Genomic DNA, 8,434 nt, shown 5'->3' on the forward strand with positions numbered 1-8,434 from the left:
CAGGGCGGGGGTGACGGTGCGGTTCCAGCGGCCGAGCGGGCCGCCGGCCTTGCCGGAGCGCAGCCGGGTGCGGGCCCGCTGGTGCCAGACGCGCTCGGCGTCTGCCAGCAGGTCCTGCAGGACGTCGGGGTCGGTGAGCTGCTGTTCGGCGGCTGGGGTGCTGGAGCGGGGTGCGGGGATGAAGTTGCCCAGCAGCATCTCGCCGGCGACTTTGGTCCAGATGACGAGGTTGTCGCCTTCGGCGGTGATAGTGCCCTCGTTGGCGGCAAGCAGCGGGGCGATGCCGTTGGCGAGGAACAGGCCCTGGCTACCGCACCGTTCGCGGCACTCGGTCATCACGGCGCGGGCCTGCCAGGTGATCCACCCCTTGACGACGGCGACAAGCCGCTCGGCATCCTCCCGCACCGCGTCGTCCGCCTCCGGCCGCACGGCCTCGGCCCACCGCTGCACGGCGGTGCGCTGCAGCAGAGTCGCGGCGTAGGTGGTGGCCAGGGCATCCAGCAGCGGCGCGTGGTGGCTGCGGTAGTCGAACAGGCGGGCCGTGCTGCCTGCGGTGATGCCGGAGGTGTGCCGGCGGTGCGCATGCTGCACTGCCACGGTGAGGGCGTGGCGGGTGATGCCGAGACTGGAGGCGGTCATGCAGAGCTTGCCGTGGGTCACGCGGCCGACCGAGGCCAGGAACCGTTTGCGGCGGTTGCCGACCGAGCTGGTGAAGGTGCCGTCGGGCAGCAGCCGCCCGTGGTCGGCCTGCAGCATCGCCTCGTACGGCAGCCGGACCTGATGGAAGGAGGTGACGCAGTGGTCGACCGGGGCGGTCGCCGTCTGCGGCAGCCTGCGTATCTCTATGCCCGGCATCGGCTGCCCGGTGCCGTCGTGCAGCGGCGTGAGGAAGAGGAAGACGCCCTCGTCCCTGCCGGCCACGAGCAGACGGGCGGCCACGACGGCGGTCTTGGGCCCGCCGGTGGAGGAGGTGTTGGGCATGAACTTCGCCGCGGCCGGCGACGGCGTGTGCAGCAGGAAGGTGCGGCTGTCCGGATCGTAGGCGGCGGTGGTCTCTAACTGCGAGGCGCTGTTGCCGTGTGCGGCCTCAGTGCACAGGAACGTTCCGGTGCGGGTGAGGGCGGTGAACTCTCGCAGATCGCGCTGGCGGCCGTCGTGATCGAGCAGGCTGCCGAGAAACAGGTTGAAGTGGATCGACGCCACCGTGCCCAGCCCCTGGTCCACCGCTCCCATCCACTCGTGTACGGCCGAGAGCTGCTCGATGTCCTGCACCAGCCGTACGGGGTCGGCGACAGCATCGTTCACCAAGCGCAGCCGCTCATAGGACAGCGCGGCCCTGTCATCCGGGGCGAGTCCTTCCTGGTAACGGAAGGCAGCCGTGGAAAGCAGCTTCCGCCACGGCTCGTGGAGCTGTGCGAACCGGTCGCCGTAGAGCGTCCGTGTAAGGTCGGCACTGACTGATGGGCTCTGCTCACCAGAGAGTTGAGAGGTCACGTTCCGCAACGTAGTTCATGTGAACGAGTGACTTCAGCATGATGATCAACACGATTGAGAATCCGGCGAAGACGGTATCTGCCCATATCGCCGTCTCATTACTCCCGGAACTACCCAATCCCTCCACCGCCGCGAAGGCGACTACGTATATCGGTAGTGGCAGCCGCACCGGCGGGGTACACATGGCACAGCGCGGTGCCGCGCCCTACCTCCCTACCCCCAGCCGAAGGATCTTTGGCCTTGGATCACGCCCAGCCACCCGGCGCCCGCCTCGCACCTGGACCATCCGCCTCATGGGCCACCGGGACCGCACCGCCTCCGTGACCTGCTCCTCCTCATGCGCCATGCCGGCGCGCTCGCGGGACGTGGCGGCACTGCGCCGGTTCGCCGAAGCCCATGCCGCCGCCCACGCCCGGGCCGCCACCGTGCACCCGGACGCGGCCTGCGGATGCCGCCAGACCGAGTGCGCCGCCCACGAAGGCACCCGCGTCGACTGCGCCGGCAGCGTCCTGCTGGTCCTGCGCCACGACCCGGCCGTCGGACAGGCATGGACACTCACGGAGGCCTGCGCCAGCTGCGCCCCGATGATGAGCCACGGCCGCATCGTCGGCCGCGCCCTTCCACGCATCCGCCCCCCGAGCCCGGCAGCCCCGGCCCAACCGGCTTCGGCCGCCGCTGCCGTGCCCGGCGGGTTCAGCGCCCCAGGCGGCTTCAGCGACAGCAACGCCCCCGCCGAGCCCGCCCGCCGCCGCAGCGGCCGCGGTGGAGGACAGCGCAGGGCCGGTGGCCGCGGCCGCGGCACACCGCGACGGTGAGCACGGCTCTGCACTGCGGCGCGGACCAGCACAAGTTCCAAAAATTCCACCGCGTATGAGGCGGCCCTCCGCCCATGGTCAAGGTGAGGTTCCCGCGACGTGGGAGCACAGTCTGGCCTGCTGGTAGCCGCCGGGTACACCGCTTCCCACGGCAGCCCAGAAGGGGCGGGAGTCGGCGAAGTGGCCGCCGAGCGTGTGCCAGGCCAGATCAGGGTGTTCACGGCGCAGAGCGGCCAGGGCCGCCGAGGCCAGCCCGCACCGCTGGTACTGAGGGACGGTGTAGGGCGATTCCACCCAGCCGCGCCGGCAGCGGACGCAAACGATGTAGTCGACGGCGATTAGCTGATCGCCGTGGAGATGGGCCGTGCGCTCGCGCCACCCCGGCCGTTCCGTGGACGGGGCATCCTGCCAGGGCGTATCCAGGATGACAGCCCCTTGCCGCAACGCACTCAGTTCAGGGGCTGTTTGAAGCGCTCAGTGGCTGAGAGCGCACCCGCTCCTGGCGGCAGGGCGACAGACGCGGAGGTGGCGACGGCCCGCGAGCTGGCCCGGGGCGACCGGGTCACGGGCATGGCAGCGTGGCAAGCGGAACTGGTGCACAAGGGAGTGACGTACGACGTGGTGGTCGACACGACCCGATCCGTGGCGCTCAACTGCGCCCGAGACATCGCACGCCACGTCCCCTGAGGCTTCCTCACTTCAGACGCGAGTAGGCGTCGGAATCATGCCTTGGCGAGGTACGAGATCTTCACCCATCCCCAAGTGCCGGCATTGGCTCCGCTGAGAACCTTCCCGTAGTACCACGTGGTGTTCATGTCTGCGCAGTACGGGTCGTACTTCGTTCCCTTGGCGAGGAGGCCCAGACTGGTGTAGCTGGTGCTCGGACCGTTCCTCAGGTTGACATTGGTCGTGGTCTTCAGCGTCTGGACGTCCTCACGGTTGAAGGCGCACGCCGACTTCCCCACCGCGCTGGCCGGGGTGGCCGTGACCACACCTGCTGCCAACGCTCCGGTCGCTACCAAGCCGGTGGCGGCTATGCCGACCATGGCTCGCTGCAGCTTGCCCGGTACACCTCGCTTCATGAACCTCATGCTGTTTCCTCCCGTATCAGTCACCTACTCCGCCATGTCGCCACCGGTCGAAGGCTGTTCGAGCACGACACGTCCGGCCTCGTCGGATGATCAGGGCGGAGCGAGGGGCGCGCTCAGATTACAAGATCACCATCCTCGATACGGCTCCAGCACACCAACAAGCCCCCTACTCGCGAGCGAGGACGTGTCGGTAGCGTGCGGGCATGGCGAGGAGCAAGAAGACGAAGCACGACAGACGGAGGCGGCCGCCGCGGCCCGTTCTGACCAGGGCCAAGCTACGGGAGGGCTTGTCCGGGCCCGCGCAGACACGCATACGTCTGGCCCGGCCCGAGGAGAGCAGCCAGATCGCGGAGCTCCTGCTGGCCGCCGACGCGAATGCGGAGGCCGGGCAGCTCGATGCGCTGGCGGCCGGACGGTGCAGCGAATGGCTGCTGCAGAGCCTGTCCACCAGTACCCGGGAACTGGTCGCCCCGCTGGCACAGGCGGCAAGCGAGGAGCGACTGCAAGATGCGGCGAATGCGTTGACGCTGCCGCTGGTGGCGCAGGCCAAAGACGGCAAACTGCTGGGCGCTCTGCTCGCACTGCCGCCCGGCACCCTGGTCCGCAGCGTCAGCGAGACCGGTTATGAGCCCCATGCGCTGCTGGCAATGCTGAAGTACGCCAAGATAAAGGCAATCGCGATCTCCCCGGATGCCCGCGGTCAGGGCCTGGGAGCCGCACTGCTCAAGCGCTGCATGCAGGTCTACTGGCAGGTCGACTACATCCTGCTGTACGGCCAGTTCGCCTCCGAGCGCGGCCTGGGGCCCGTTCTACGCCCGCCAAGGCTTCACCGTGCTGGAACCCGGCGAGACGATCGACATCGGGTACGTACTGACCGGCACGTCGTTGGAACTGGGCACCGAGCCGACCGAGCAACTCTTCGCACGCTGGAACAAGGACTGACGGCCGTCCCGCTGTGCGCTTCAACCAGCCGGCTCCGGCGACCGCCCCGCATCACTGTCGCGCCCTTTTGACGGTGCGCCGCCGTACAAGCTGCTCGATGGACGGCCGTTGCGCTGATCACAGGGTACGCAGGACGGCGACCACCTTGCCGAGCACACCCGCTTGCTCGCCAGGGATCGGCTCGTAGGCCGGGTTGTGAGGCATCAGCCAGACCCGGCCGCCCTCCCGGTGCAGGCGCTTGACGGTGGCCTCGCCGTCCAGCAGAGCAGCGACGATGTCGCCTTGGTCGGCGGTGTCCTGACGGCGGACCGTGACGATGTCGCCGTCGCAGATGGCCGCCTCGACCATGCTGTCGCCCACGACTCGCAGAGCGAACAGGCTGCCCTCGCCCACCAGATGCCGGGGCAGGGGCAACACATCCTCGACCGCCTCCTCGGCCAGGATCGGTACGCCGGCGGCAATCCGGCCGACCAGCGGCACGGACGCCAGGTCCGAGGCGGTAGCTTCCGCTGCCACGGGCTCCGGCGCGTCGGCGACGTCGGAAGTGATGCCCGGCCGGACGCGGTAGGCGCGGGGCCGGTGCGGGTCGCGGTACAGCACGCCCTTGCTCTCCAGAGCCATCAGCTGGTGCGACACGGACGAGGTGCTGGAGAGCGACACGGCCTGGCCGATCTCGCGCATCGAGGGCGGGTACCCCTGGCGGGCGACAGTGTCCACGATGGCGGCCTGGCGTGTGGTGAGCCCGTCGGGGTTGGCACGGCTGCCCGGCGGCCGCCCGGGTCGGCCTGCGGATGCGGCGTGCATGCCGTGTTCCTCTGTCGGGATCGTGCGTGACCTGGGCACTGACCGGCAACCGCAACAAAGGGAATATCCGTTTGAAAACGTCTCGCCCTTCGGCCTCCAGCCACCTCGCGGGAAGGGCGAAAGTAGGGTGCTGCGGGCGGGGACGGATGGCCCCGTCACCGACGTAGGCAGAGGGGGAGCAGGCAGGCGATGACCATGTTCGGGGACAGTCTGGACGCGGCGGTGCAGAAGTCCTTCACCCGCCCGGTGCCCAGGAGTGCGGGCGCGCAGATGCGCTACCTGGTCAAGCAGCTCAAGGGCACCCGGGCGGTCGCTCAGATGCTGCGCATCTCCCAGCGCACCGTCGAACGCTATGTGAAGGACCAGATCAAGAAGCCGCGCCCCGACCTCGCCGCCCGACTGGAGGGCGAGGTGGCCAAGCGGTGGCAGCCGCAGATCCGCGCCAGGGCCCGGCAGCAGGCGGCCACCACCGGCGGCATCGTCATCGACACCCGCGCCCGCCTCGGCTACACCGCCCCGATCGGTTCCACCGACCAGGACCGCATCCGCCACCTGACCGTCGCCCTGCCACCCCAGTACGCCGCCCGCCTCTTCGACGCCCAAGCGGCCGGCGCCGGCGACCAGCAGCTCCAGCAGATCGCGGCCGAGGCGCTCAAGGAGGTCTACTTCCAGGACGGTGGCCGCCGCGCCGGCCAGCTGGAAGAGGTCCGCTTCACCGACATCGAGCACCTGGAGTTCGAGCTGTGAAGGCATGTCTCGAATAGCCACGGATTCAGCCGAGTGAGTCTGAGCGCTTCAGTTGGCCGGTGAGCGGCCGAGTTGGCCGGCCGAGCGTTCGGTGTCAGGCGCCTGGCGGGTCCAGAGGGTTAGGTCGCTGCTGGTGGCGACGGCGAGGGTGCGTCCGGACGGCGAGAAGCCGGCGGCTCGCAGTTCCGAGTAGTTGGAGTTGAAGATGTGCCACCAGCTTTCGCCGTGCGGTCCGTTGTGGGGGATGCCTCCGTCTGCGGACAGCAGGACGCGGTCGTTCGGCCACTCGGGGCTGACGACCTCCAGGGTCCAGCCGTCCTCGGTGGTGGTGTGCAGGCCGCCTCCGAAGAGTCCCGCGATGCGTACTCGGGTCGAGGCGATGGGGCCGAGCCCTGGGCAGGAGAGATCTGGCACTGCGTCCGGGGTGCTGCCGTCGGGGTCAGGGTCGCGGTCCCGGGCGATCTTCTCGCCGGTGACGGTGTCGAAGAGCCCGTGGCCGTCGACGGAGACAACCATGACCAGGTCGCGGCCATCGTCGGGAGCGAGAGCGAAGCCGATGCCGAGCAGGCCACCGATAGGGATGAGCCCGGTCGGGACCGGGTGCCACGGGACAGGCGGCGCAACGACAGGTACGGACAGAAACTGCTCTCGCAGACGCCGCTGGTAGTCAGAGATCAAAGTTCCTTCTCGCCTCGGCTGGACGTTGACCGCCTCAAGGCGATGATGTGAATCGTGCCAGGTTCGCACGAGCCTCGCACTCGACTGGCCAACTGAAGCGCTCAGTCACACCGAGACTGAATGCTGTCCTGAGGGCATGGAGCCTTATGCGGGGGTGCGCGGCGGTCGGGTGAGTGTCGACGCTCACAGAATTCCCCAGCACCTGCGGTTCCACCGTCACGTAATTCCCCACGCTCACGTTCACGAGTTTCCCCAGGAGGGACAGCGGTCGTGAGGGGCCGACTGGGCGCGAGCAGATGGCGTCGCCGTAAGTCCTGACAACTAGAGTGTGAGGCCGAGGCCGAGAGAGGGAGTAGCACTGGTGGACGAGGACGAGAGCCTACGCCTCTACGGTCTCCACCCAGTCGGCACCGACCTCGACGAAGTGCGCGAACTGCTGAGAGGTCAGACGGAGCGTGAGCGACGCTCTCAGGGCGCGGGCGACACCGAACTGATGAAGCTCTGCTGCGTCCAGTTGTTCAATGCCGGCGTCATCGATGACGTACTCCTCATCTGGAGCGCGAAGACCGCAAGTATGGACGCTGCCTGCTCGATCGATGTCCAGCTGCTGTGCGGACGGGGACTCACCGAGACAAAGGCATATCTCTCGCTCCTTCGTACACCGGAAGCGGAGGCGGCCCTTCAGCGGCTCCTTGAGTGCGAAGAGGCGGGCGACTTCGAGGGCTTCCGCGTCGAGGAGTACTCGGCCCAGTACGCCGACTACTACGAGTGAGATAACTGGTCGCGATCCGGCTTTTCCCGTCTTGGGTGGTTTGAGTCTCATGTGAATCGCTTGGCTGAATTTTTCTGATTGGCCATGGGTGGCGCGGAGGCTGGGACCGAGGGACCTGGTCGTCGCGGAGCTGCCTGGGTTCCTCGCCCCGTGGTTCGGCAGGCCGATGGGCAGCCCGGATGGCAAGGAGAACGTTCGTCTGCCGCGGCCCGCACCGACACCTTCCTCGGCGCCCGCTACCGCCGCATCGTCAGACGCCGCGGCCACGCCAAGGCCCTGGTCGCCGTCGCCCGCTCGATACTGGTCATCGCCTGGCACCTGATCGCCGACCCGGACGCCTCCTACCAGGAGCTCGGCACCGACTGGCACCGCCGCCACCTCGACCCCGCCCGCACAACCCGCGATCTCGTCCGCCAGCTCCAGGCCCTCGGCCACCAGGTCGCCCTCACCCCGGCATCAACCTGACCGGCCCGCCCCCCCCTCATCCGGTCCGCAAGCGGCCCGGATGCTGCCGCCTGCTCCCACAGACATCGATTTTCCGATCAGCATCATCGCCCAGGCGCTGGGCCACCTCGCCGTCCGCCAGGGCGCCCACGTCCGCTTCGCCAAGACCAGCCGGATCCTCGCCGAACTCGCCGGCGGCCACGCGGACCGCACCTGGGAGAAACGGATCCGCGAACTCGTGCGGCCCGACGTGCTCATCCTCGACGACTTCGCCATGCGCCAGCTGTCCGCGGCCCATGCCGACGACCTCTACGAACCCGTCTCCGAGCGGCAAGGGCGATCCCTGATCATCACGAGCAACCGGGCACCCAGCGACTGGTATCCCCTCTTCCCCAACCCCGTCGTCGCCGAGTCCCTTCTCGACCGGCTCATCAACACCAGCCACCAGGTCATCATGAACGGCCCCAGCTACCGCCCGAACAAGCGCCCCAAGAACCCCACCGACAAGCCCACCAAACCGTCGGTCAAGTAGCCGCCATCGGCGCCCGGGGCTGGAGAATTACGTGAACTTAGAGGTCATCTCATTTGGCCTTGGCGGTAGCCTGAGTCCGTGTTGATGGTTGAGCGTCTGGTCCCGGACGGAGGGT

At 68.5% G+C, this 8,434-nt stretch carries 11 protein-coding genes and 1 pseudogene; 7 read left to right on the forward strand and 5 right to left on the reverse strand.

The genetic code is table 11. From position 1 onward, the window contains the following. Positions 1-1,305 (reverse strand): acyl-CoA dehydrogenase family protein (locus IE271_RS39545; RefSeq protein WP_308435259.1); only part of this gene is annotated, 1,305 nt, incomplete at its 3' end. Between the two features lie 482 nt (positions 1,306-1,787). Here IE271_RS39545 and IE271_RS39550 point away from each other — a divergent pair. Continuing rightward, the gene (locus IE271_RS39550) at positions 1,788-2,309 is read left to right on the forward strand and encodes a hypothetical protein (protein ID WP_229919946.1); all 522 of its coding nucleotides are present in this window, start codon (positions 1,788-1,790) and stop codon (positions 2,307-2,309) included. Between the two features lie 78 nt (positions 2,310-2,387). On the opposite strand, the gene IE271_RS39555 is transcribed toward IE271_RS39550, so the two are convergent. Then, positions 2,388-2,603, reverse strand: a complete 216-nt coding sequence (locus IE271_RS39555; protein WP_190195280.1) for a hypothetical protein — start codon at positions 2,601-2,603, stop codon at positions 2,388-2,390. Between the two features lie 183 nt (positions 2,604-2,786). On the opposite strand from IE271_RS39555, the gene IE271_RS43055 reads away from it, so the two are divergent. Beyond that, the gene (locus IE271_RS43055; RefSeq protein WP_373308915.1) at positions 2,787-2,996 is read left to right on the forward strand and encodes a phosphotransferase-like protein; all 210 of its coding nucleotides are present in this window, start codon (positions 2,787-2,789) and stop codon (positions 2,994-2,996) included. A 35-nt stretch (positions 2,997-3,031) separates the two neighbouring features. Here IE271_RS43055 and IE271_RS39565 read toward each other — a convergent pair whose 3' ends face one another. Next, positions 3,032-3,400 (reverse strand): SH3 domain-containing protein, encoded by a 369-nt coding sequence (locus tag IE271_RS39565; RefSeq protein ID WP_190195281.1) that lies wholly within the window; start codon positions 3,398-3,400, stop codon positions 3,032-3,034. Positions 3,401-3,603: 203 nt separating this feature from the next. Between IE271_RS39565 and IE271_RS39570 the strand changes: the two genes are divergently transcribed. Then, positions 3,604-4,413, forward strand: coding sequence for a GNAT family N-acetyltransferase (locus IE271_RS39570; RefSeq protein WP_190195282.1), 810 nt, complete (start codon positions 3,604-3,606; stop codon positions 4,411-4,413). 46 nt (positions 4,414-4,459) lie between these two features. Here the strand turns inward: IE271_RS39570 and lexA are convergent, their stop codons facing one another. Beyond that, positions 4,460-5,146, reverse strand: a complete 687-nt coding sequence (lexA, locus tag IE271_RS39575) for a transcriptional repressor LexA (RefSeq protein ID WP_190195283.1) — start codon at positions 5,144-5,146, stop codon at positions 4,460-4,462. A 189-nt stretch (positions 5,147-5,335) separates the two neighbouring features. Between lexA and tpg the strand changes: the two genes are divergently transcribed. Beyond that, complete coding sequence (gene tpg / locus IE271_RS39580; protein ID WP_190195284.1) at positions 5,336-5,893, forward strand: telomere-protecting terminal protein Tpg; 558 nt, start codon at positions 5,336-5,338, stop codon at positions 5,891-5,893. Positions 5,894-5,941: 48 nt separating this feature from the next. Here tpg and IE271_RS39585 read toward each other — a convergent pair whose 3' ends face one another. Further along, the gene (locus IE271_RS39585; protein WP_190195285.1) at positions 5,942-6,571 is read right to left on the reverse strand and encodes a hypothetical protein; all 630 of its coding nucleotides are present in this window, start codon (positions 6,569-6,571) and stop codon (positions 5,942-5,944) included. Between the two features lie 361 nt (positions 6,572-6,932). Between IE271_RS39585 and IE271_RS39590 the strand changes: the two genes are divergently transcribed. From IE271_RS39590 to IE271_RS39600, 3 genes and pseudogenes are all read left to right on the forward strand, one after another. Next, positions 6,933-7,343, forward strand: a complete 411-nt coding sequence (locus IE271_RS39590) for a hypothetical protein (RefSeq protein WP_190195286.1) — start codon at positions 6,933-6,935, stop codon at positions 7,341-7,343. Between the two features lie 150 nt (positions 7,344-7,493). After that, positions 7,494-7,808 carry a hypothetical protein gene (locus IE271_RS39595; protein WP_190195287.1) on the forward strand — a complete coding sequence of 105 codons (315 nt, stop codon included), beginning with the start codon at positions 7,494-7,496 and terminating at the stop codon, positions 7,806-7,808. Between the two features lie 85 nt (positions 7,809-7,893). Further along, positions 7,894-8,319 (forward strand): annotated as a pseudogene (locus tag IE271_RS39600) (ATP-binding protein); the annotation flags it as partial. Between the last annotated feature and the right edge of the window lie 115 nt (positions 8,320-8,434).

This window comes from Streptomyces minutiscleroticus (assembly GCF_014650875.1).
GTDB lineage: Bacteria > Actinomycetota > Actinomycetes > Streptomycetales > Streptomycetaceae > Streptomyces > Streptomyces minutiscleroticus.

What these genes read in the sequence shown, in the direction of transcription:
- IE271_RS39550 (WP_229919946.1), top strand. Translation starts at nt 1,788, where the DNA reads ATGGGCCACCGGGACCGCACCGCCTCCGTGACCTGCTCCTCCTCATGC.
- IE271_RS39565 (WP_190195281.1), bottom strand. Translation starts at nt 3,400, where the DNA reads ATGAGGTTCATGAAGCGAGGTGTACCGGGCAAGCTGCAGCGAGCCATG.
- IE271_RS39570 (WP_190195282.1), top strand. Translation starts at nt 3,604, where the DNA reads ATGGCGAGGAGCAAGAAGACGAAGCACGACAGACGGAGGCGGCCGCCG.
- lexA (WP_190195283.1), bottom strand. Translation starts at nt 5,146, where the DNA reads ATGCACGCCGCATCCGCAGGCCGACCCGGGCGGCCGCCGGGCAGCCGT.
- tpg (WP_190195284.1), top strand. Translation starts at nt 5,336, where the DNA reads ATGACCATGTTCGGGGACAGTCTGGACGCGGCGGTGCAGAAGTCCTTC.